The organism is Thermomonas fusca (assembly GCF_005862345.1).
Classification (GTDB): domain Bacteria; phylum Pseudomonadota; class Gammaproteobacteria; order Xanthomonadales; family Xanthomonadaceae; genus Thermomonas; species Thermomonas fusca.
Genome location: NZ_SROY01000007.1, coordinates 52,762 through 74,104, shown reverse-complemented (window position 1 = coordinate 74,104; position 21,343 = coordinate 52,762). Strand labels below are relative to the sequence as shown.

Annotated in this window: 19 protein-coding genes; 8 read left to right on the top strand and 11 right to left on the bottom strand. The window is 68.7% G+C overall.

The window, feature by feature from the left end; translation table 11 throughout:
• The first annotated feature begins 13 nt into the window (after positions 1-13).
• Positions 14-2,098 (top strand): glycoside hydrolase family 97 protein, encoded by a 2,085-nt coding sequence (locus E5S66_RS12715; protein WP_138349817.1) that lies wholly within the window; start codon positions 14-16, stop codon positions 2,096-2,098.
• Between the two features lie 248 nt (positions 2,099-2,346).
• The gene (locus E5S66_RS12710; protein WP_138349815.1) at positions 2,347-5,121 is read left to right on the top strand and encodes a TonB-dependent receptor; all 2,775 of its coding nucleotides are present in this window, start codon (positions 2,347-2,349) and stop codon (positions 5,119-5,121) included.
• Between the two features lie 162 nt (positions 5,122-5,283).
• Here E5S66_RS12710 and E5S66_RS12705 read toward each other — a convergent pair whose 3' ends face one another.
• From E5S66_RS12705 to zwf, 5 genes are read right to left on the bottom strand one after another with little or no spacing between them, the layout of a single operon-like run.
• On the bottom strand, positions 5,284-5,937 hold the full coding sequence (locus tag E5S66_RS12705) for a bifunctional 4-hydroxy-2-oxoglutarate aldolase/2-dehydro-3-deoxy-phosphogluconate aldolase (RefSeq protein WP_138349813.1): 654 nt from the start codon (positions 5,935-5,937) through the stop codon (positions 5,284-5,286).
• 2 nt (positions 5,938-5,939) lie between these two features.
• Positions 5,940-6,953, bottom strand: coding sequence for a glucokinase (gene glk / locus E5S66_RS12700; protein ID WP_138349811.1), 1,014 nt, complete (start codon positions 6,951-6,953; stop codon positions 5,940-5,942).
• Positions 6,950-8,782, bottom strand: a complete 1,833-nt coding sequence (edd, locus tag E5S66_RS12695) for a phosphogluconate dehydratase (RefSeq protein ID WP_212745361.1) — start codon at positions 8,780-8,782, stop codon at positions 6,950-6,952. The genes glk and edd overlap by 4 nt, the downstream gene beginning before the upstream one ends.
• Positions 8,782-9,483, bottom strand: coding sequence for a 6-phosphogluconolactonase (locus tag E5S66_RS12690; protein ID WP_138349807.1), 702 nt, complete (start codon positions 9,481-9,483; stop codon positions 8,782-8,784). Before E5S66_RS12690 ends, edd begins: the two co-directional genes overlap by 1 nt.
• Before the next feature lie 21 nt (positions 9,484-9,504).
• Positions 9,505-10,974: a glucose-6-phosphate dehydrogenase gene (gene zwf, locus E5S66_RS12685; RefSeq protein ID WP_138349805.1), complete on the bottom strand. Its 1,470-nt coding sequence runs from the start codon at positions 10,972-10,974 to the stop codon at positions 9,505-9,507.
• Positions 10,975-11,156: 182 nt separating this feature from the next.
• Between zwf and fabA the strand changes: the two genes are divergently transcribed.
• From fabA to E5S66_RS12665, 4 genes are read left to right on the top strand one after another with little or no spacing between them, the layout of a single operon-like run.
• Positions 11,157-11,672, top strand: a complete 516-nt coding sequence (gene fabA / locus E5S66_RS12680; RefSeq protein ID WP_028838789.1) for a 3-hydroxyacyl-[acyl-carrier-protein] dehydratase FabA — start codon at positions 11,157-11,159, stop codon at positions 11,670-11,672.
• Between the two features lies 1 nt (position 11,673).
• Positions 11,674-12,882, top strand: coding sequence for a beta-ketoacyl-ACP synthase I (gene fabB / locus E5S66_RS12675; RefSeq protein WP_028838788.1), 1,209 nt, complete (start codon positions 11,674-11,676; stop codon positions 12,880-12,882).
• 59 nt (positions 12,883-12,941) lie between these two features.
• On the top strand, positions 12,942-13,352 hold the full coding sequence (locus tag E5S66_RS13810; RefSeq protein WP_246037235.1) for a helix-turn-helix domain-containing protein: 411 nt from the start codon (positions 12,942-12,944) through the stop codon (positions 13,350-13,352).
• Positions 13,349-15,019, top strand: a complete 1,671-nt coding sequence (locus E5S66_RS12665; RefSeq protein WP_138349803.1) for a SulP family inorganic anion transporter — start codon at positions 13,349-13,351, stop codon at positions 15,017-15,019. Before E5S66_RS13810 ends, E5S66_RS12665 begins: the two co-directional genes overlap by 4 nt.
• Here E5S66_RS12665 and E5S66_RS12660 read toward each other — a convergent pair.
• The 3 genes from E5S66_RS12660 to E5S66_RS12650 all read right to left on the bottom strand — a co-directional run bounded on the left by E5S66_RS12660 (position 14,998) and on the right by E5S66_RS12650 (position 17,556).
• Positions 14,998-16,395, bottom strand: a complete 1,398-nt coding sequence (locus E5S66_RS12660) for a PhoH family protein (protein ID WP_138349801.1) — start codon at positions 16,393-16,395, stop codon at positions 14,998-15,000. The genes E5S66_RS12665 and E5S66_RS12660 overlap by 22 nt on opposite strands.
• Positions 16,396-16,477: 82 nt before the next feature.
• Positions 16,478-16,948, bottom strand: a complete 471-nt coding sequence (locus E5S66_RS12655) for a peroxiredoxin (protein WP_138349799.1) — start codon at positions 16,946-16,948, stop codon at positions 16,478-16,480.
• A gap of 5 nt (positions 16,949-16,953) precedes the next feature.
• Positions 16,954-17,556, bottom strand: coding sequence for a glycine cleavage system transcriptional repressor (locus E5S66_RS12650; protein ID WP_138349797.1), 603 nt, complete (start codon positions 17,554-17,556; stop codon positions 16,954-16,956).
• A gap of 120 nt (positions 17,557-17,676) precedes the next feature.
• Here E5S66_RS12650 and dapA point away from each other — a divergent pair, with 120 nt between their 5' ends.
• Positions 17,677-18,579, top strand: a complete 903-nt coding sequence (dapA, locus tag E5S66_RS12645) for a 4-hydroxy-tetrahydrodipicolinate synthase (protein ID WP_138349795.1) — start codon at positions 17,677-17,679, stop codon at positions 18,577-18,579.
• Between the two features lie 12 nt (positions 18,580-18,591).
• Complete coding sequence (locus E5S66_RS12640) at positions 18,592-19,107, top strand: hypothetical protein (RefSeq protein ID WP_246037234.1); 516 nt, start codon at positions 18,592-18,594, stop codon at positions 19,105-19,107.
• 115 nt (positions 19,108-19,222) lie between these two features.
• Here the strand turns inward: E5S66_RS12640 and fdxA are convergent, their stop codons facing one another.
• Genes fdxA through E5S66_RS12625 form a run of 3 tightly spaced genes read right to left on the bottom strand, consistent with a single transcriptional unit; the run spans position 19,223 to position 21,274 of the window.
• Complete coding sequence (gene fdxA, locus E5S66_RS12635; RefSeq protein ID WP_028838780.1) at positions 19,223-19,546, bottom strand: ferredoxin FdxA; 324 nt, start codon at positions 19,544-19,546, stop codon at positions 19,223-19,225.
• 58 nt (positions 19,547-19,604) lie between these two features.
• Positions 19,605-20,834 carry an MFS transporter gene (locus tag E5S66_RS12630; RefSeq protein ID WP_138349793.1) on the bottom strand — a complete coding sequence of 410 codons (1,230 nt, stop codon included), beginning with the start codon at positions 20,832-20,834 and terminating at the stop codon, positions 19,605-19,607.
• Positions 20,831-21,274: a SufE family protein gene (locus E5S66_RS12625; protein ID WP_138349791.1), complete on the bottom strand. Its 444-nt coding sequence runs from the start codon at positions 21,272-21,274 to the stop codon at positions 20,831-20,833. The genes E5S66_RS12630 and E5S66_RS12625 overlap by 4 nt, the downstream gene beginning before the upstream one ends.
• Between the last annotated feature and the right edge of the window lie 69 nt (positions 21,275-21,343).

The window sequence follows — 21,343 nt, the reverse complement described above, 5'->3', positions numbered from 1 at the left end:
GGAGGAGCAGGGCATGCAGGCGAAGACGATGGAGATGCCGGTGCGCGTTTCGCTGCTGGCGATCGCGCTGGTCCTGGCGCTGCCGGGCGGGGCCAACGCCGAACAGGTGGCGCAGGTGAAGTCGCCGGATGGGCGCATCGAGGTGCAGCTGGACCTCAACGGCGAAGGCCGGCTGGCCTATCGGGTGTTGCGCGACGGCAAGCCGGTGCTGAAGGATTCGCGGCTGGGGTTCATCTTCCGCAACGGCCGCCAGCTGCTGCGAAATCTTGCGCTGGACAAGCAGGCGCAGCGCAGCGCGGACCACACCTGGGAGCAGCCCTGGGGCGAGCGCCGCTACGTGCGCGACCACTACAACGAGCTGCGCGCGGGCTTCGTCGAGAAGGACGGCGACCATCGCCGCTTCGACATGGTGTTCCGCGTGTTCGACGACGGCATCGGCTTCCGCTACGACGTGCCGGCGCAGCCGGCGCTGCGCGAGGCGCAGATCGTGCAGGAACTGACCGAATTCGCCGTCGCCCGTCCGGCCACCGCGTGGTGGATCCCGGCGCTGGAGTGGAACCGCGAGGAATACCTCTACCACCGCACCCCGCTGTCCGGGGTCGGGGTGGTGCAGACGCCGATCACCCTGCGCACCGACGATGGCCTGCACCTGAGCATCCACGAAGCGGCGCTGGTCGATTACGCCGGCATGAACCTGATGCGTGGCGGCGACGGCGAACTGCGCGCGCTGCTGACGCCGGGCAGCCCGGCGCCGGTGGTGCGCAAGACGCCGTTCGTCACCCCGTGGCGCACGATCACGCTGGGCGAGCGCGCCGGCGCGCTGGTCGAATCCAACCTGATCCTCAACCTCAACGAGCCCAACGCGCTGGGCGACGTGGGCTGGTTCAAGCCGTCGAAATACGTCGGGGTGTGGTGGTCGCTGCACTTGGACAAGGAGAGCTGGGCGACCGGCCCCAGGCATGGCGCCACCACCGCCAATACCAAACGCTACATCGACTTCGCCGCCGCCAACGGTTTCCGCGGCGTGCTGGTGGAAGGCTGGAACGTGGGCTGGGACGGCGACTGGTTCGCCAACGGCTGGGGCTTCGATTTCAGCAAACCCACCCCGGACTACGACCTTGCCGCACTGGCGAGGTACGCCGGCGGCAAGGGCGTGCACCTGATCGGCCACCACGAAACCGCCTGCGCGGTCAGCCACTACGAGCGGCAGATGGACGCCGCGTTCGCGAAGTTCGCAGCGTTGGGCATCGACGCGGTCAAGACCGGATATGTCTGCGATGCCGGCCAGATCGAGCGCCAGGACGCAGCCGGCGCGCCGGTGCTGCGCGAATGGCACGAGGGCCAGTGGATGAGCAACCACCACCTGCGGGTGGTGCGCGACGCGGCCAGGCACCACGTGGCGATCAATGCCCACGAGCCGATCAAGGACACCGGCCTGCGCCGCACGTATCCGAACTGGATTTCGCGCGAAGGTGCGCGCGGCATGGAGTTCAACGCCTGGGGCAACCCGCCGAACCCGCCGGAGCACGAGGTCACGCTGGTGTTCACCCGCCTGCTGGCCGGGCCGATGGACTACACCCCCGGCATCGTCAGCCTGACCGGCCGCAACGGGCAGGAGATCCAGAGCACGCTGGCGCGGCAGCTGGCCCTCTACGTCGGCATCTACAGTCCGATCCAGATGGTGGCGGACCTGCCGGAGCATTACGCCGCGCATCCCGAAGCGTTCCGCTTCATCAGGGATGTCGCGGTGGACTGGGATGAGTCGAAAGTGCTGGCCGGCGAGGTCGGCGAGTACGTGGCGATCGCGCGCAAGGCGCGCGGAAAGCCCGAGTGGTTCGTCGGTGCGATGAACGACCGCAATCCGCGGACGTTGGCACTGGCGCTGGACTTCCTCGAGCCCGGCAAACGCTACCGCGCGCAGATCTATCGCGACGGTGAAGGCGCTTCCTTCCAGGGCGACGCGCGCTTCCGCTTCGTCAGCGAGGAAAAAACCGTGGCCCGCGGCGACGTGCTGTCGCTGTGGCTGGCTGGCGGGGGCGGCGCAGCCGTTCGGCTGCTGCCGGTTGTGCCCGAATCGAGTTCCCCGGCAGCACCCTGACTCGTGCCCTGGCGGTACAAGGACGGTGCGTGGGACGCGCCTGCGGGCGGCATTCGATTTTTGCTGCAAGCCAGCATTGGCGCGGGCTGCACGGCATCCGCCGGGAGCGGCAATGAATACGTATGCAGCATCTTCTGTTGGCCGATGGCGCGACTACCATCGCAATGTTCATGTGATGCGCGTGGCGCAGGCATGAGGAGCGGACGACCACAGTCCGCCATTTCCGAGAACCATTTCTGGAGGGGAACATGGTGCAGTTGAAGCGAAACCTGTTGAGCGTGGCGCTGGCGTCGGCCGCGATGATGCTGACCGCCCAGGCGTTTGCGCAGGAGGCACAGCCGGCCGCGCAGGACGCGCCGGCCGCGAAGAAGAAGGCGGATGCCAAGAACCTGGATACCGTGGTGGTGACCGGCATCCGTGGCGGCATCGAGCGCGCCATCGACATCAAGAAGGATTCCACCTCGATCGTCGAGGCGATCTCCGCCGAGGACATCGGCAAGCTGCCCGATGTCAGCATCGCCGAATCGATCGCGCGCCTGCCGGGCGTGGCCGCGCAGCGCGTGGCCGGCCGTGCGCAGGTGCTGAGCGTCCGTGGCCTGTCGCCCGACTTCTCCACCACGCTGCTCAACGGCCGCGAGCTGGTCAGCACCGGCGACAATCGCAGCGTCGAGTTCGACCAGTACCCGTCCGAGCTGATGGCCGGCGTCACCATCTACAAGACGCCCGATGCGGCGCTGGTGGGCCAGGGCCTGTCCGGCACGATGAACATGCGCACCGTGCGTCCGCTGGACTACGACAAGCCGGTGATCGCGATCAGCGGCCGCTGGCAGCGCAACTCGCTGGGCTCCGCCGCCAACCAGGGCGCCACCGGCAACCGCTTCAATGCCAGCTATATCGGCCAGTCCGCCAGCCGCACCGTCGGCTACTCGATCGGCTATTCGCATTCCGATACGCCGATCCAGGAGAACCAGGTCGGCCTGTACGAGCCGTGGAAGACCGATGCGCGTCCCGGCCTGCCGGCAGGCACCTGGGCGTCCGACGGCATCAAGGCGCTGCGGCGTACCGGGTACACCAAGCGCGACGGCGTAATGGGGACGCTGGAGTTTCGCCCCAGCGACCGCTGGATCAGTACCGTTGATCTTTTCCACTCGCGCGCGGAGCAGGAGAACACCGCCAACCAGTGGGAAATGAACACCCAGTACAACGGCAGCTTCCCCTGCAATCCGGATTGCACCTACAGCGATGCCGACGTCAACGGCAATGGCACATTCACCGGCGGCAGCATCGCCGGCGTGTACCCGCTGGTGCGCGGGATGTACAACCATCGCGACGACACCATCAATGCGGCGGGTTGGCGCAACGAGTTCTTCTTCGGTAACGGCGTCACGCTGACCGCGGACGCAAGCTGGTCAAAAGCCAACCGCGAAGAGCTGAGTCTGGAGAACAACACCCAGCTGGTGCCGGCGCCGCAGTACGACAATGTGCAGCTGACCTACCGCGAGGGTGGGTTCTCCCAGATGGTGCCGACCTTGGATTACTCGGACGCCAGCAAGCTGTTCCTGCGCAATTCCATTTACGGGTCAGGCTACGGCAAGGTGCCGAAGGTCGAGGATGAGCTGAAGGCGCTGCGTTTCGACCTCCAGTTCCCGACGCCTGCGGCGCTCGCCAATGCATTCTCGGAGCTACGTGTGGGCGTGAACTACGCCGACCGGAGCAAGCAGAAGTGGCAGCCGGAAGGCAATATCGATGTGGGCGCGCAGGGTGACGTGGCGATCGAATCCGATCTGCAGTACGGACTGGTCGATCTGGGCTTCGCCGGCATCGGCCTGATCCCTTCGTGGAACGTGCCGGGCGCGGTGGCGCGCTACATGACGTTCAACCCGACCGACGACACCGCCGCCTACCTCATCCCGAAGGCGTGGACGGTGAACGAGAAGATCGGTACTGCTTACCTGCAGGCGAGTATCGACACGATGTGGGGGGCGGTGCCGGTGCGCGGCAATGTGGGCGTCCAGGTGCAGCACACCGACCAGTCGTCCGATTCGCGGGTGTGGGACAGCTCGCAACCGGCCGGGCAGGAGATTCGCCCGTACCGCAATGGCACCACCTATACCGATGTGCTGCCCAGCCTCAATCTCGCCTTTTCGCTGGCCAATGAGCAGACGCTGCGCGTGGCGCTTGCGCGGCAGGTCGCGCGCGCCCGGGTCGACCAGCTGCGCGCGTCGGTGGAATTCGGCGTGGATACATCCAACGGCAAGCCCGGTGCCGGCGGCGGCAATCCGTTGCTCAACCCGTGGCGTGCGAACGCCTTGGACATCTCGTGGGAGAAGTACTTCGGCTCCAAGGCGTACATCGCCGCCGCCTACTTCTACAAGGACCTGCGCAGCTACATCTACACCCAGCTCCGCGATGGCTACGACTTCTCCGACTTGCTGGTCGGCTGGGTCCCGCCGGCCGGCATGACGGTGCCCGTGCAGACCAGTGGCACGATGACGGCGCCGTTCAACGGCAAGGGCGGCAAGCTGCAGGGCCTCGAGCTGACCGCATCGATGCCGCTGGACCTGATGTTCGGCGATGCCTTCACCGGCTTCGGCGTGGTGGCAAGCGCCAGCTTCACCGACAGCAGCATCAAGATCCTGGACCCGGAAAGCGCAAACAGCGTCGGCAGTGCCCCGATCAGCCTGCCGGGCCTGTCCAAGCGCGTCTACAACCTCACTGCCTACTACGAGCGCAACGGCTTCGAGTTCCGCGTGAACAACCGCCGCCGCTCGGACTTCATCGGTGAGATCGGCAACTTCGATGGTGCCCGGACGCTGCGCTACGTGGTCGGCGAGAACATCACCGATGCGCAGGTCAGCTACAGCTTTGGCGAGAGCAGCAGCCTCAAGGGCCTGAGCCTGCTGTTGCAGGCCAGCAACCTCGGCGACGAGTCCTACGCTACTTATGCCGGCAGCAAGGATCGCCCGCTGGAGTACATCAAGTGGGGCCGCACCCTGCTGCTGGGCGCCAGCTACCGGTTCTGATCGATCCCAAGCCTATCCCTGGCAATGCCAACCCCGCCGGTGCGAACCGGCGGGGTCTTTCTTGCCGGAGGCGGAAATGGCCAGCCGGATCTGTCCTGTGGGCCGTTTGGCGAGCGGATGTTTGTGCAGGCCCGCAGTCGGCGAGCGGGAAGGTGCGTGCTTCTACGGCTTTCGCGTCAGCGCCGCCGCCTCGCGCGCCAGCTTGCCGATGCGTTCCCAGTCGCCGGATTTGATGGCATCGGCAGGCAGCATCCACGAGCCGCCCACGCAGGCGACGTTGGGCAGCGCCAGATAGGCCGGTGCCTTCGCGATGTCGATCCCGCCGGTGGGGCAGAGGCGCGCCATCGGCAGCGGGCCGGCGAAGCCCTTGAGCGCGGCCACGCCGCCGCTGGCTTCGGCGGGGAAGAACTTGAAGCGCTGCCAGCCGTGTTCCAGCCCGCGCATCAGCTCGGAGGCCGTTGCTACTCCGGGGATCAGTGGGGTTGCGCATTGCTTTGCGGATGCATAGAGCGCATCGGTGCAGCCGGGCGAGATCGCGAACTGCGCGCCGGCCGCTTCGACGCGGCGCAGGTCGGCTTCGCTCAAAACAGTGCCGGCGCCAACGCAGGCCTGCGGCAGTTCGCGCGCCAGCAGGGCGATGGCATCCAGCGCGCAGGCGGTGCGCAGGGTCACTTCCAGCACCGGCAGGCCGTTGTCGGCCAACGCCCGGCACAGCGGCAGCGCGTCTTCGATGCGGTCGATGGTGATCACCGGTACCACCGGCGCGCGGGCGAACACGGCGTCGACGAGCTGGCTGTGGCGTGCGGTGTCGAACATGTTCAGAGCTCCGTGGCGCGCAGCGCGCAGGCGGCGCCGAGCAGGCCGGGGTGGGGATGGGTGATGACCTGGACCGGCAATGACTCCAGCAGCGGCGCCAGCCGGCCCTTGGCCAGGAAGCGTTCGCGGAACGCGCTGCTGCGCAGGAACGGAATGAAGCGCGGCACGATGCCGCCGGCGATCACCACGCTGCGCGCGCCGTGGATCAGCGCGCAGTCGCCGGCCACGCTGCCCAGCACCGCACAGAAGCGGGCCAGCGCGCGGCGCGCCGCCTGGTCGTGGCCGTCCAGCGCCGCCGCCACCACCTGGGCCGGATCGCGCAGCAGGGGCGCGCGCAGGGTGGTTTCGCCCGGCTGCGGCAGCTGTCCCGGCAGCACCGCGCCGGAGCCGCGCAGCACCGCGTCGATTTCGGACAGACCCTTGCCGCACAGCAGGCGCTCGGTGGAGGTGCGCCCGTGCTGCGCGGTCAGCCACGCCGAGATCGCGCGTTCCTCGTCGCCGATCGGCGCGAAGCCGACGTGGCCGCCTTCGGTTTCCACCACGTGCCAGCCGCTCGCCTCGCACCCCACCAGCATCGCAACGCCCAGCCCGGTGCCGGGGCCCAGCACGCTGATCGGGCCGCGCTGCGGTGGTTCCGGCGCGCCGTGCAGGGTTACCAGGTGTTCCGGAGACAGCGCCGGGATCGCCCATGCCACCGCGCCGAAATCATTGAGCATGCGCAGCTCGGAGAACCCCAGCGTGCGCTGCAGTTCGCTGCGCGAAAACGACCAGGCGCGGTTGGTCAGGCGGATCTCGTCGCTGCCCACCGGGCAGGCCACCGCCAGCGCGGCGCGCGCGGGCTTGTGGGTGACGCCGGCCAGATAGTGTTCGATGGCGTGCTGCAGGCTGGCGAAGTCGGCATTCGGCAGCGATTTCGATTCGCGCAGTTCGATCTTCGACGCGTCCAGGTCGACCAGCGCGAAGCGTGCATTGGTGCCGCCGATGTCGCCGACCAGGGCGAGGCTGGAATGGCTCATGCGTCGTTCCCGAACAACGAGCAGGCGCCGCGTTCGGCGGAGCCGACGCCGCTGCGCATCAGCCCGAACAGCTCGCGGCCCATGCCCGACTGGTTGCCGGCCAGATCCGGCAGCGCCACGCCGCGCGCCTGCCATTCGGCGGCATCCACCAGCGCGTCCATGCCGCCGGCCTCGGCGTCGATGCGGATCAGGTCGCCTTCGCGCAGTTTCGCCAGCGCGCCGCCGTCGGCGGCTTCCGGGGTCACGTGGATGGCCGCCAGCACCTTGCCGGACGCGCCGGACATGCGCCCGTCGGTGAGCAGGGCGACGCGCTGGCCGCGGTCCTGCAGCGCCGCCAGCGTGGGGGTGAGCTTGTGCAGTTCCGGCATGCCGTTGGCACGCGGGCCCTGCCCGCGCACCACCGCGATGAAGTCGCCCTCCAGCCCGCCGGCCTTGAACGCGGCCAGCAGCGCGTCCTGCGATGCGAAGATCCGTGCCGGCGCCTCGTGCCGGCGGTACTGCGGCGCCACCGCGGAAATCTTGACCACCGCGCGGCCAAGGTTGCCCTGCAGCCGGCGCAGGCCGCCCTCGCTGTCGAACGGCGCGGACACGGGCCGCACGATGTCGATGTCCCGCGATACCGCCGGCGGATCGCGCCAGCGCAGGGCAAGGTCGTCCAGATACGGCTGCCGGGCCTGCTGGCGCAGGCTGCCGCCGTGCACGCACAGGATGTCCTCGTGCAACAGGCCGGCATCCAGCAGCTGCGAGATCACGAAACCCATGCCCCCGGCGGCCTCGAAATGGTTCACATCGGCGGAACCGTTGGGGTACACCCGCGCCAGCAGCGGGGTGGCCTTGGAGAGTTCGTCGAGGTCGTTCCAGTCGATCAGCAGGCCGGCGGCGCGCGCCACCGCGACCAAGTGCAGGGCATGGTTGGTGGAGCCGCCGGTGGCCGCCAGCCCGACCATCGCGTTGACGATGGCCTTCTCGTTGACGGTCTGCGCGAGCGGGCGGTAGTCCGCGCCCAGCGCGGTGATGCGCAGCGCCTGTTCGGCGGCGGCCACGGTCAGCGCGCTGCGCAGCGGCCCGTTCGGCGGCACGAAGGCGGTGCCGGGCAGGTGCAGGCCCATCACTTCCATCAGCATCTGGTTGGAATTGGCGGTGCCGTAGAAGGTGCAGGTGCCGGGCGCATGGTAGGAAGCGGCCTCCGCATCCATCAGCTCGTCCTGCGTCGCCTGCCCCAGCGCATAACGCTGGCGCACCTCGGCCTTCTGCTTGTTGGGGATTCCCGACGGCATCGGCCCGGCCGGTACGAAGATCACCGGCAGGTGGCCGAAGCTGAGCGCGCCGATCAGCAGGCCCGGCACGATCTTGTCGCAGACGCCCAGCATCAGCGCCGCGTCGAAGCTGTCGTGCGAGAGCGATACCGCGGTGGCCAGCGCGATCACGTCGCGCGAGAACAGCGACAGCTCCATGCCGTCGCGGCCCTGGGTGACGCCGTCGCACATCGCCGGCACGCCGCCGGCCACCTGCGCGCTGCCGCCGGCATTGCGCGCGGCCATCCGGATCAGCGATGGGTACTGCTCCATCGGCTGGTGCGCGCTGAGCATGTCGTTGTAGGCGGTCACGATCCCGATGTTGCCGCCGCGCCCGCCGCGCAGCGCCGGCTTGTCCTCGCCGGATGCGGCGAAGGCATGCGCCTGGTTGCCGCAGGACAGCTTGTAGCGGTACGGGCCGGCCGCGTGTGCGGCGTCCATGCGGGCGAGGTAGTCACGGCGCGTCGCCAGGCTACGCGCGGCGATGCGGGCGGTGACGCGTTCGACGGCGGGATGCAGCGCGGCGGTGGACATCATGGACTCCAGTGGATGTGGATCGGCGCCGGCGCATCCGCGTGCAGCAGGGCGGCCAGCGGATACGGCGCGGAGGCGCTGGCCCGGCAGGCATCGAGCACGGCGCGCTTGTCCTCGCCGGTGGCGAGCAGGTGGATTTCCCGCGCGCGCAGCAGCCGCGACAGGGTCAGGCTGATCCGTGGCCATGGCGCGGACGCAGGCAGCGGATGCGGGGTGATGGCGACCACATCGGTGCCGGTGGTCGGCGCAAGCGCTTCCTCGATCCCGGCGGCGCCGGCAAACAGCGAGGCGAAATGACCGTCGGCGCCCATCCCCAGCAGCACCAGGTCGAACGGCTGCGGATGCGCCGCCATCGCCGCGCGCGCGAGCGCCAGCGAATCGTCCGCGCCGCCTTCCGGCGACGTCAGCGCCAGCACGCTGGCCTGCGGGTTGCCGCCCAGCGTGGCCTGCAGCTGGCCGACGTTGGAGGCCGGATGCGCATGCGGCACGCAGCGGTCGTCGGTGGGAACGGCCAGCACCCGGCCCGCCCAGTCGATCGCACCGAGCCAGGCGTACAGCGGCAGCGGCGTCTGCCCGCCGGCCAGGGCCAGAAAGGCTTCGCCGTCGCGCTGGATGGCGGCGCGGCAGGCGCGCTCCAGCGCGGTGCCTGCGTGTTCGAGCAGCGAGAACCTGTCAGCGTGGTCGTTCTGGATCCAGTCCATGGTCAGCTCCCGTGTCCGTGGCTATTCGCGCCAGCCGTGGCCGAGGCGATCCACCAGCGATACCGACGCGCCCGGCCCCCAGGTGCCAGCCGGGTAGGGCTTTGGCAGCATGCCGGCGTCGCGCCAGCCATCGGCGATGGCATCCACCCACTGCCATGCGGCCTCGGTTTCGTCGCGGCGCACGAACAGGGTGCCGTTGCCTTCGATGGCATCCAGATAGAGGCGTTCGTAGGCGATGCGCTTGCGTGAGTTGAGGAATTCCTCGTGGAAGTCCAGGTCCAGCGCCACCTGCGACAGCCTCAGGCCGGCGCGATCGAGACCCGGGGTCTTGCTCATCAGGTCCAGCTCGATGCGCTCCTCCGGCTGCAGCTTGATCAGCAACCCGTTCGGCCGCATGTCGGTGTCCGCCGGGCCACCGAAGATCGAATAAGGCACCTTGCGGAACTGGATGTAGATCTCGGTGCTGCGCGAAGGCAGGCGCTTGCCGGTGCGCAGGTAGAACGGCACGCCCGACCAGCGCCAGTTGTCCACGTGCGCGCGCAGGGCGACGAAGGTTTCGGTGCGGCTGGCACGGCCCAGTTCTTCGGCGTAGCCCGGCACCACCCGGCCTTCGCTGGCGCCGGCTGTGTACTGGCCGATCACCGATTCGGTGCCGACGTTGCCGCGGTCGATCGGCCGCAGCGAGCGCAGCACCTTGATCTTCTCGTTGCGCACCGCGGTGGGCTCGAACCGCGCCGGCGGTTCCATCGCCACCAGGCACAGCAGCTGCAGCAGGTGGTTCTGCAGCATGTCGCGCAGCGCGCCGGAATCGTCGTAGTAGTCGCCGCGGCCCTCCACGCCGACCGTCTCGCCGACGGTGATCTGGACCTGTTCGATATGGCGGGCGCTCCACAGCGGCTCGAACAATGAATTGCCGAAGCGCAGCGCGATCAGGTTCTGCACGCCTTCCTTGCCGAGGTAGTGGTCGGTGCGGAAGATCCGCTCCTCGTCGAAGGCCATGGCAACGCTGTCGTTTATCGCGATGGCAGAGGCCAGGTCCTTGCCGATCGGCTTCTCCAGCATGACCCGCGTGCCCGGGCCGGCCACGCCGTTGGCGGCCAGCGCCTGGCAGGCCGGGCCATAGAACCGGGGCGCGGTGCTCATGTGGTAGAGCACGTCGCCGTTGCGCAGCGCATCCACCCGGCCGGCCAGCGCCTGCATCGAAGCGTCGTCGTCGGCCCCGGCGGCGCAGTAGTCCAGCCGTTCCAGCAGCCCGCGCAGGGCTTCGTCGCTGCGTTCGGCGGCGGGGATGCGCTCGGCGATGCTGGCGGCCACCAGATTGGAAAATCCTTCCCGGTCCAGCTCGCTGCGCGCGGTGCCTAGGATGCGCATGCCGTCGGGCAGCAGGTGTTCGGCCTGCAGGCTGTACAGCGAGGGCAGCAGCATGCGCCGGGCAAGATCGCCGGTGGCGCCGAAAATGGTCAGCAGCGAAGCTGGCGTGGCTTGCGACACGGGGGATTTTCCGGCAGGGGCGTTCTACCGCAGCTTAAATGCTTTGGTGCCGGGTGTTGCGGTGCACACGTTTGCAGTCGTTTTACCCGGACAAACCGGAACCGCGTTGCGGAACCGGCATACGCCTAGGTATCGCGCGGCTGTCATGTTTACAATCGGGAGTTTCCCCCTAGGGCCATTCCATGACCCGCGCTTCATCGTTCAACCGCGAACAGCTGCTGGCCAGCGCACGCGGCGAGTTGTTCCCGAACAGCCTGGCCCGCCTGCCGGCCGACCCGATGCTGATGTTCGATCGGATCGTCGACATCAGCGACGACGGCGGGGCCCACGGCAAGGGTTTCGTCCGCGCCGAACTGGACGTCCATCCCGACCTCTGGTTCTTCAAGTGCCATTTCCTCGGCGACCCGGTGATGCCCGGCTGCCTGGGGCTGGACGCGATGTGGCAGCTGGTCGGCTTCTACCTGACCTGGCTGGGCGCGCCCGGCCGCGGCCGCGCGCTGGGTTGCGGCGAGGTGAAGTTCACCGGCCAGGTGCTGCCCACCGCCAAGGTGGTGACCTACGAGATCGATGTCACCCGCGTCATCAACCGCAAGCTGGTGGTGGCGCAGGGCGACGCCCGCACCCTGGTCGATGGCCGCGAGATCTATACCGCCAAGGACCTGCGGGTAGGCCTGTTCACTTCCACGGAGAGCTTCTGACATGCGTCGCGTCGCCATCACCGGCATGGGCATCACTTCCTGTCTCGGCAACGACCTGGACAGCGTCTCGCGCGCGCTGCGCGAAAGCCGCTCCGGCATCCGCACGCTGCCCGACTCGGTGGAGCGCGGACTGCGCAGCCAGGTCGGCGGCGCGGTGGACCTGGACCTCGACGCGGTCATCGACCGCAAGCTGAAGCGCTTCATGAGCGACGCCGCGGCCTACAGCTACGTGGCGCTGCGTGACGCGATCGCCGATGCCGGCCTGTCCGAGGCGCAGGTCAGCGACCCGCGCACCGGCCTGATCGCCGGTTCCGGTGGCGGTTCCAGCCGCTGGCAGGTGGAGACCGCCGACATCCTGCGCGACCGCGGCGTGCGCAAGGTCGGCCCGTACATGGTGCCGCGCACGATGTGCTCCACGGTGTCGGCCAACCTCGCCACCGCGTTCAAGATCAAGGGCCTGAGCTATTCGATCAGCGCCGCCTGCGCCACCTCCGCGCACTGCATCGGCGCCGGCGCCGACCTGATCCGCCACGGCGCGCAGGACATCGTGTTCGCCGGCGGCGGCGAGGACCTGGACTGGACGATGACGGTGATGTTCGACGCGATGGGCGCACTGTCGTCCGCCCGCAACGCCGAACCGGAAACGGCCTCGCGCCCGTACGACGCCGGCCGCGACGGTTTCGTCATCGGCAGCGGCGGCGGCATGCTGGTGCTGGAAGACTGGGACCACGCGGTCGCGCGCGGCGCGCGCATCCACGCGGAGCTGGTCGGTTACGGCGTGACTTCCGACGGCGCCGACATGGTGGCGCCGAGCGGCGAGGGTGCGGTGCGCTGCATGCGCATGGCGCTGGAAGGCGTGAACCGCCCGGTCGACTACCTCAACACCCACGGCACTTCCACGCCGCTGGGCGACATCGTCGAGCTCAACGCGGTGCGCGAGGTGTTCGGCGATGCGGTGCCGCCGATTTCGTCCACCAAGGCGCTCTCCGGCCACTCGCTCGGCGCGGCCAGCGTGCACGAGGCGATCTACAGCCTGCTGATGCTGCGCGACGGCTTCATCGCCGGTTCCGCCAACATCGACGACCTCGACCCCGGCGCAGAAAGCTTCCCGATCGTGCGCGAGAGCCGGGATGCCAAGCTCGACGTGGTGATGTCCAACAGCTTCGGCTTCGGCGGCACCAACGCCGCGCTGGTGTTCGCGCGGGCCTGAGGCCCGACGATCCCGACAGTGAGACCGGTCGCCGCATTCGTGCGGCGACGTTTCCCACGATGACCCTGCCGATGTCGCCGCCTGGCGGCGGCGGGGTTTTTCGTGATGGGGACGACGGATTCGTCTGCAGGATGCCGGTAAAATACGGCTATGTTGATGTTCCATACATCAAATATGCTGTTTTTCTATCGCATTGCCGGAGCGGAGAGCCCGTGATCACCTCAGCCCAGATGCGCGCCGCGCGCGCCCTGCTTGGCATCGACCAGAAAACGCTGGCGCAAAAGGCCGGCCTGTCCCTGCCCACCATCCAGCGCATGGAACTCAGCCATGGACATGTGCGCGGCGTGGTCGATTCGCTGGTCAAGGTGGTGGCCGCGCTGGATGCGGCCGGGGTGGAGCTGATCGGCGAGCGCGCTGCCAGCAGCGGCGGCGGACGCGGCGTGCGGCTCAAGGCGGAGGAGCAGGCATGATCGCGCTGGTCGAAGCCGCGCGCGCGGGGCTGTTCCGGCGCGCCCAGTGGCTGCCCAACATCACCGCCGGGGTGATCGTCGGGGTGGTGGCGCTGCCGCTGGCGATGGCGTTCGCCATCGCGTCCGGGGTCAAACCCGAGCAGGGGCTGTACACGGCGATCATCGCCGGCATCGCGGTGTCGCTGTTCGGCGGCTCGCGGATACAGATCGCCGGCCCGACCGGCGCCTTCATCGTGATCCTGGCCGGGGTGGTGGCGAAGTTCGGCGTCAGCGGCCTGCTGCTGGCCACGCTGATGGCCGGGGTGATCCTGGTGGCGATGGGGCTGGCACGGCTGGGCGCGGTGATCCGGTTCATTCCCGACCCGGTGATCGTGGGCTTCACCGCCGGCATCGCGGTGATCATCTGGGTGGGCCAATGGCAGTATTTCTTCGGACTGCCGGCGCCCGGCGAAGGGCCGTTCTACCTGAAGACCTGGCATCTGCTGCAGTCCTTCAATCACCTGCATCCGGCGACCTCCCTGCTGGCCCTGCTCAGCCTCGTGCTGGCGGTGTGGGGGGCGCGCATCCCGGGCCTGGCGCGCGTGCCCGGCCCGCTGCTGGCGATGGTCGTGGCCACCGCCGTTGTGATGGTCTTCGACCTGCAGGGTGTTGCCACCATCGAATCCACCTTCGGCGCCATCCCGCGCGCGCTGCCGGCGCTGCAGCTGCCCGAGGTCGGCTTCGATCGGTTGGTGGAGCTGCTGCCGGCGGCGTTCACCATCGCCATGCTCGGCGCGATCGAATCGCTGCTGTCGGCGGTGGTGGCCGACGGCATGGCCGGCACCCGCCACGATTCCAACCAGGAGCTGATCGGGCAGGGCGTGGCCAACATCCTGTCGCCGCTGTTCGGCGGCATCGCCGCCACCGGCGCGATCGCCCGCACCGCCACCAACATCAGGAACGGCGGCACCTCGCCGCTGGCCGGGGTGGTGCACGGGATCACCCTGCTGCTGATCCTGCTGGTGCTGGCGCCCTATGCCGGCAAGGTGCCGCTGGCCGCGCTGGCGGCGATCCTGTTCCTGGTGGCGTGGAACATGAGCGAAGCGCGCCGCTTCCTGCGGATGCTGCGGCAGGCGCCGCGCGCGGACGTGGCGATCCTGCTGATCACCTTCGTCCTGACCATCGTCACCGACCTGGTGGTGGCGGTGAACATCGGCGTGATCCTGGCGATGTTCCAGTTCATGCGTCGGATGAGCGCGTCGGTGTCGGTGGTGGAACACGGCCAGGCCAGCCTGCGCCAGGAGCTGGCCGAGGCCGGGCTGGAGGTGCTGCCGAAAGGCGTGCTGGTCTATGCCATCGAGGGGCCGTTCTTCTTCGGCTCGGTGGATTCGCTGGAGCGCGCGCTGTCGTGGTCGCGGGAACCGCCGCGCTGGGTGCTGCTGCGGCTGGAGCGGGTGCCGCTGGTGGATGCAACCGGCCTCAAGCGGCTGGAATCGACCATCGAGAACCTGCGTCGTCGCGGCGTTGAAGTGCTGCTTAGCGGCGCCAACCTGCGCGTGCTGCGCAAGCTGGTGCGCGCGGAAATCGTGCGCCGCGAGGGGCCCGCCGTCTATTTCGGCGATCTTGCCACCGCGCTGCGCCACGTGGACGCAGCGCGCGAGGCGGGTTACAGCACTTCGGAAGCGTAGTCCGCCAACCGCGAACGCTCGCCCCGGCGCAGCGTCACGTGGGCGCTGTGCGACCAGTTCTTGAACCGATCCACCGCGTAGGTCAGGCCGGAGGTGGTCTCGGTGAGGTAGGGCGTGTCGATCTGCTCGACGTTGCCCAGGCAGACGATCTTGGTGCCGGGGCCGGCGCGGGTGATCAGCGTCTTCATCTGCTTCGGGGTGAGGTTCTGCGCCTCGTCCAGGATCAGCCAGCGCGACAGGAAGGTGCGCCCGCGCATGAAGTTCATCGAGCGGATCTTGATCCGCGAGGCCAGCAGGTCATTGGTGGCCGCGCGGCCCCAGGCGCCGCCGTCCTGGTTGTGGGTCAGCACTTCCAGGTTGTCGGTCAGTGCGCCCATCCACGGTGTCATCTTCTCCTCCTCGGTGCCGGGCAGGAAACCGATGTCCTCGCCCACGCTGACGGTGGCGCGGGTCATGATGATCTCGCGGTAGCGCTGCTGGTCCATGGTCTGCGCCAGGCCTGCGGCCAGCGCCAGCAGGGTCTTGCCGGTGCCGGCGGTGCCGAGCAGGGTGACGAAGTCGATGTCCGGGTCCATCAGCGCGTTGAGCGCGAAGTTCTGTTCGCGGTTGCGCGCGGTGATGCCCCAGACCGAATGCTGGGCGTGGCGGAAGTCGTCGACGATCCGCAGGGTGACCCGGTCGCCCTCCACCTTGGCCACCTTCAGCTCCGACTGCTCGTCGCCGGGGAGGAAGGTGAACTGGTTGGGGTACCAGTCCTCGTCGTCGCTGCGGGTGATCTCGTAATAGGTGCGGCCCTTGTCGGTCCACGACTTCAGGTCCTGGCCGTGGCGCTGCCAGAAGTCCTCCGGCAGCGGCGTGGCGCCGGTGTAGAGCAGGCTGAAATCGTCCAGCGCGCGGTCGTTCTCGTAGTCCGCGCTGACGATGCCGGCGATCGAGGACTTGATCCGCAGGTTGATGTCCTTGGACACGAACACCACGTCGGCCTCGGGCTGCGTTTCCTTCAGCGCCAGGATCGCGCCGAGGATGGCGTTGTCCGGCACCACCGCGCCGAACCGCTTGCCGGCATCGAAATTGCCGGTCTGGAAACGCAGGCAGCCGGTGCTGGCGGCGCCGCGCAGCTGCAGCCCGCCGGGGCGCTGCAGGGCGATGCCGCGGGTGACGTCGGTGCTGCCGTGGGCTTCGATCAACTCGTTGAGGAAGCGGCTGACCTGGCGCGCGTTGCGGCTGGCTTCGCTGGTGCCCTTCTTGCCGTTGTCCAGTTCTTCCATCACCTGCATCGGCAGGTAGACATCGTGTTCCTCGAACTTGAACAGCGCGGTGGGGTCGTGCATCAGCACGTTGGTGTCGAGGACGTAGATGCGCTTGCTCCGGGTCATGCGGAAATCCTTTCGGTCGGACAGCAGCAGGCCACCGCGTCCCGCGAAGCGGGGCAGTGGGGTGTGATGAAAACGGAGGCGGTCACGTGGTCTGTGCGGCCTTGAGTGCGTCGAGCACGGCCCGCGCGTGGCCGGGGACTTTCACCGGCTGCCATTTCTGGCGCACCACGCCGGCGGGGTCGATCAGGAAGGTGCTGCGGACGATGCCGACGTATTCGCGGCCGTACAGCTTCTTCGGCTGGATCACGCCGAAGGCTTCACAAAGCGTGCCGTCGGGGTCGCTGATCAGGTCGAACCGGAAGCCCTGCTTGGCGCAGAAGTTCCGGTGCGCCTTCAGCGAGTCCTTCGATGCGCCCAGCACCACCGCATTGGCGCGCTTGAACTCCGGCAGCAGGCCGTTGAAGTCCAGCCCCTCGGTGGTGCAGCCGGGAGTGGAATCCTTCGGGTAGAAATACAGCACCAGCCATTGGCCGGCGTAGTCGGCGAGCGTGGCGGGCCTGTCGCTGGCGAGCGCAAGCGGCAGATCGGGGATGCGGTCGCCGGTGTCGATCATCGGCGTCAGTATTTCATCGGATCCATGATCGCGTCGAGGTTCAGATGGTCGCAGAACTCGAGGAAGTCGTCGCGCAGCGCGGCGATGTGCATGTCCGCCGGCACCCCGATGGTGAGCTGCGCCGAGAACATGTCGGCGCCAGTCTGCATCGCCCGGTAGCGCGAGCAGTGCAGGCTCTCGATGGTGATGCCCTGGTGGTCGAAGAAGTCGGCCAGCTGGAACAGGATGCCCGGCTTGTCGGCGGCGATCACTTCGACCACGTACGGCAGCAGGCTGGACTGCAGCGCCTTCGGGCCGGTGCGGTACCACACCAGCTTCAGCCCTTCCTCGCGCTCCAGCTTGGTCAGCATGGTCTCGAGCTTGGCCACCGCGTCCCACGAACCGGTGACCAACGCGGTGACCGAGACGTCGCGCCCGACCGTGGCCAGCCGCGTGTCGACCAGGTTGCAGCCGGAGTCGGAGATGCGGCGGGTGACCGCCAGCAGCGGCGACTGCGGATGCGTGGTGTACGCGTTGATCAGCAGGTGGTTCTCGTTCGGCTGGGGCCGGGGGGCGGCGGTTTTGCTCAAAGCGGATGATCCAGGCGTGGGGAAATGCCGCCAGCACATGGCCGCATGGTCGCCAGCATACTTGCCGGCGCTTTCGAGCCGCAAGTAAGATCAAGGCCATACGCGAGTTCCCCCCATGCGCCCAGCGTCCCGCGCGGCGCCTTGCCCGAGCCTTTGCCCTTGCGACTTTCCGGCAGCATCACCGCCCTGGCGACGCCGTTCACGGCCGCCGGCGATATCGATTTTCCCGCCTGGGAGCGGCTGCTGCAGGCGCAACTGCAAGCAGGCACGCAGGCGGTGGTGGTGGCCGGCTCCACCGGCGAGGCCGCCGCCCTGTTCGACGACGAATACGACCGCCTGCTGCGCGTCGCAGTGGAGTTCGCGGCCGGGCGGATGCCGGTGCTGGCCGGCACCGGCCAGTCCAATACCGCCAAGACCATCCGTTTCAACCGGCGCGTGGCCGCACTGGGCGCCGATGCCGCGCTGGTGGTGACGCCGCCGTACGTGCGACCCACCCAGGCCGGGCTGCTGGCGCATTTTCGCGCGGTGGCCGACGACGGCGGGCTGGCGGTGGTGCTGTACAACGTGCCCGGCCGCACCGGCTGCGACATGCTGCCCGACACCGTCGGCGAGCTCTCGGTGCATGCCAATATCGTCGGCATCAAGGAAGCCCGCGCCGAGGAAGACCGCATGCAGGCGCTGCTGCCGCTGCGCCGCGACGATTTCGCGGTGCTCAGCGGCGATGACCCGACCGCCGTGCGCGCCATGCTGGCCGGCGCCGACGGGGTGGTGTCGGTGGCCTCCAACGTGGTTCCGGCCACCTTCCGCCGGCTCTGCGATCTTGCCCGCGAGGGCGATGCGGCCGGTGCGCAGGTGCTGGACGAGATGCTGGCCGAGCTTTACCACTTCCTCGGCCTGGAGCCGAATCCGATCCCGGTGAAGGCGCTGCTGGCGCTGGACGGCATCGGATTCGGCCTGCGCCTGCCGCTGCAACCGCTATCATCCGCGCATGCCGGACAGGCCAGCCGCCTGCATGCGGCCATCCGCCAACTCGAACAACGCAGCCGCGCCAACGCGGCCTGACAGGAGATCCAGATGCATCGCATGTTCCGCGCGTCCACGGCCGCCCCGCTTGTCGCCATCCTGCTGGCGACCAGCCTGTCCGGCTGCCACTGGTTCAAGAAGAAGAACGAGCTGTACACCCAGAGCGGCGAATCGCGTCCGCTGGAAGTGCCGCCGGATCTCGACCGTCCCGCCGCCGACCGGGCGATGGCGCTGCCGACCGCTGGCAACAGCGTCACCGCTTCCGGCGCCCAGGCGGCCCGCCCGGGCGCGGTTGCGCCGGTGGGCTTCAACGCCGCGGGCGAGCGTGACGCGGTGTTCGCCAAGGTCGGCGACGTGCTGGCCGCCACCAGCGGCGTGAAGATTGCCAGCAAGGCGCAGATCCTCGGCACCTACGATGTCGACTATATGGACGCCAAGTTCCTGGTGCGCGTGACCAAGGCCGGCGACGGCACTTATGTCTCGGCGGTGGATCCGCGCGGCTTGCCGCCCAGCGGCGAGGCGGCGGGCAAGCTGATCGGTCTGCTCAAGGCGGCCATCGCGCCGTGATATCAGGCGCTGCCTGAATTGCCCCCAGGGTTTGCGATGCAAACCCTGGGTCTCGCGCAGCGCGCATTCGCGCCTTTGCCGCGAATCGCTCCCTGACTCAGGGGGCTGGTTGCGCTCAGCGCTCCAGCAGCGGCAGCTTGTTCGGCTTGCCGTCCCATTCCGCAGCGTCGGCCGGCGGGTCCTTGCGCACGGTCAGCACCGGCCATTCCTTCGCCAGTTCGGCATTCAGGCCGACGAAGAGTTCCTGGCCGGCGGGGACGTCCTCTTCCGGGAAGATCGCGCCGACCGGGCATTCCGGCTCGCACAGGGTGCAGTCGATGCACTCGTCGGGGTCGATCACCAGGAAATTCGGGCCTTCGTGGAAGCAATCGACCGGGCACACTTCGACGCAGTCGGTGTGCTTGCACTTGATGCAGTTTTCGGTGACGACGAAGGGCATGGCGCGGATTCCGTGGAGCGTTGCTGCGAGGCGGCTAGTTTAACGCGGGCGGCGCCGGTTACTGCAGTTCGCGCAGGTCCAACCGGCGCAGTCGCGGCGCCAGCCGGGCGGTGGTGGCCACCACCCCCAGGGTCACGAAGCCGCCGACGATCATCGCCGGCACCAGCCCCATCAGCCGCGCCATCACGCCGTCGTAGAACGCGCCCATCTCGTTCGACGAGCTGACGAAGATGCCGTTGATCGACGACACCCGCCCGCGCATTTCGTCCGGGGTGACCAGCTGCATGATGGTGGAGCGCATCACTACCGAAACCCCGTCGCAGACGCCGTACAGCACCAGCAGCAGGGTCGACAGCCACAGGTGCCGCGACAGCGCGAAGGCCATCGTGCACAGGCCGAAGCAGGCCACCGCCAGCAGCAGCACCCGCCCGGCGTGCCGTTGCAGCGGGTGGCGGGTCAGCCACAGCGCGATCATGATCGAGCCGACCGCCGGGGCGGCGCGCAGGATGCCCAACGCCTCCGGACCTTCGTGCAGGATGTCCTTGATGAAGGCCGGCAGCATCGACATCGCCCCGCCCAGCAGCACCGAGAACATGTCCAGCGCCATCGCGCCCAGCATGATCTGGTTGCCGGCGACGAAGCGCGCGCCTTCGGCAATACTGCGGAAGATCGGCCCGCGCTGCTGCGGCAGCGCCGGCTCGGACACCGGCGTCGCCAGCAGGGTGGCGGCCGCGAGCAGGGCGAAGCCCGTTCCCACCGCATAGGCCGCGGGCTTGCCCATCCAGCCCACCAGCACGCCGCCGGCGGCGGGGCCCAGCACCAGTCCGACCTGGAACACCACGCTGCCCAGACTGGCGCCGCGGCCGAACTGCGGGCGCGCCAGCACCCGCGCGAACAGCGCGTTGTAGACCGGGCCGAGGAAGGAGCGGCCGATGCCGCCCACCGCCACCGCCAGATAGATCGGCCAGGTGCCGTGGACGGACAGCCCGCCGGCGGCGATCAGCGCCAGTACACCGGCATTGATCGCCAGCAGGGTGCAGGCGGCCGCGCCCAGCTTGCGCCGTGGCAGGTGGTCGACCAGATAGCCGGAGAACGGGGCGATGCAGAAGTACGGCACCACTTCCGCCAGCCCCACCAGGCCCAACGCCAGCGGGTCGCCGGTGAGCTCGTAGATGTGCCAGCCCACCGTCACCGCGACGATCTGGTAGGACAGCAGGGTGCAGATGCGGTACAGCAGCAGCCAGCGGAAGCCGCGGCTGTGCAGCGGCGGGGCCGGCGCCGCGCTCATTCCGGCAGGGCGGCGCGGGCGCGTTCGCGGATGAAGGCCAGCAGCGCGGCCATGCCGTTGCTGCGGGTCGGCGAAAGGTGTTTGGCCAGGCCGATGGAGGCGATGTAGTCCGGTTCGGTGGCGATGATTTCCGCCGCGCTGCGACCCGAGTACACCCGCAGCGCCAGGTAGACCAGGCCGGAGACGATGGCCGAATCGCTGATCGAGTGGAAATCGAGCCGGCCGGCGTCGCCCTCGGCCACGATCCAGACCAGCGACTGGCAGCCCTGCAGGCGGTGCTCCTCGGTCTTCCATGCGTCGGGAAACTCGGGCAGCTTGCGGCCGAGGTCGATCAGGTACTGGTAGCGCTCCGACCAGTCGCCGAAGAAGCCGAATTCATCGGCAATGGCGGCCTGGGCGTCGGCGGCGCTGGGTTCGAGCGGGAAGGGGGTGTTGGTCATGTCGTTCCTGGAAACTTGCTGGCTGCCATCCGTGGCGCTGCATCCATGATTCGGATCATCCGGCCCGGC

Excerpts from the sequence above, each read along its gene's own strand:
- E5S66_RS12715 (WP_138349817.1), top strand. The coding sequence starts at position 14 with ATGCAGGCGAAGACGATGGAGATGCCGGTGCGCGTTTCGCTGCTGGCG.
- edd (WP_212745361.1), bottom strand. The coding sequence starts at position 8,782 with ATGTCCACCGCCGCGCTGCATCCCGCCGTCGAACGCGTCACCGCCCGC.
- fabB (WP_028838788.1), top strand. The coding sequence starts at position 11,674 with ATGCGTCGCGTCGCCATCACCGGCATGGGCATCACTTCCTGTCTCGGC.
- fdxA (WP_028838780.1), bottom strand. The coding sequence starts at position 19,546 with ATGCCCTTCGTCGTCACCGAAAACTGCATCAAGTGCAAGCACACCGAC.
- E5S66_RS12630 (WP_138349793.1), bottom strand. The coding sequence starts at position 20,834 with ATGAGCGCGGCGCCGGCCCCGCCGCTGCACAGCCGCGGCTTCCGCTGG.
- E5S66_RS12650 (WP_138349797.1), bottom strand. The coding sequence starts at position 17,556 with ATGTGCTGGCGGCATTTCCCCACGCCTGGATCATCCGCTTTGAGCAAA.
- glk (WP_138349811.1), bottom strand. The coding sequence starts at position 6,953 with ATGAGCCATTCCAGCCTCGCCCTGGTCGGCGACATCGGCGGCACCAAT.
- E5S66_RS12710 (WP_138349815.1), top strand. The coding sequence starts at position 2,347 with ATGGTGCAGTTGAAGCGAAACCTGTTGAGCGTGGCGCTGGCGTCGGCC.
- fabA (WP_028838789.1), top strand. The coding sequence starts at position 11,157 with ATGACCCGCGCTTCATCGTTCAACCGCGAACAGCTGCTGGCCAGCGCA.
- E5S66_RS12655 (WP_138349799.1), bottom strand. The coding sequence starts at position 16,948 with ATGATCGACACCGGCGACCGCATCCCCGATCTGCCGCTTGCGCTCGCC.
- E5S66_RS12665 (WP_138349803.1), top strand. The coding sequence starts at position 13,349 with ATGATCGCGCTGGTCGAAGCCGCGCGCGCGGGGCTGTTCCGGCGCGCC.
- E5S66_RS12625 (WP_138349791.1), bottom strand. The coding sequence starts at position 21,274 with ATGACCAACACCCCCTTCCCGCTCGAACCCAGCGCCGCCGACGCCCAG.
- E5S66_RS12690 (WP_138349807.1), bottom strand. The coding sequence starts at position 9,483 with ATGGACTGGATCCAGAACGACCACGCTGACAGGTTCTCGCTGCTCGAA.
- E5S66_RS12660 (WP_138349801.1), bottom strand. The coding sequence starts at position 16,395 with ATGACCCGGAGCAAGCGCATCTACGTCCTCGACACCAACGTGCTGATG.
- E5S66_RS12640 (WP_246037234.1), top strand. The coding sequence starts at position 18,592 with ATGCATCGCATGTTCCGCGCGTCCACGGCCGCCCCGCTTGTCGCCATC.
- E5S66_RS13810 (WP_246037235.1), top strand. The coding sequence starts at position 12,942 with ATGACCCTGCCGATGTCGCCGCCTGGCGGCGGCGGGGTTTTTCGTGAT.
- E5S66_RS12705 (WP_138349813.1), bottom strand. The coding sequence starts at position 5,937 with ATGTTCGACACCGCACGCCACAGCCAGCTCGTCGACGCCGTGTTCGCC.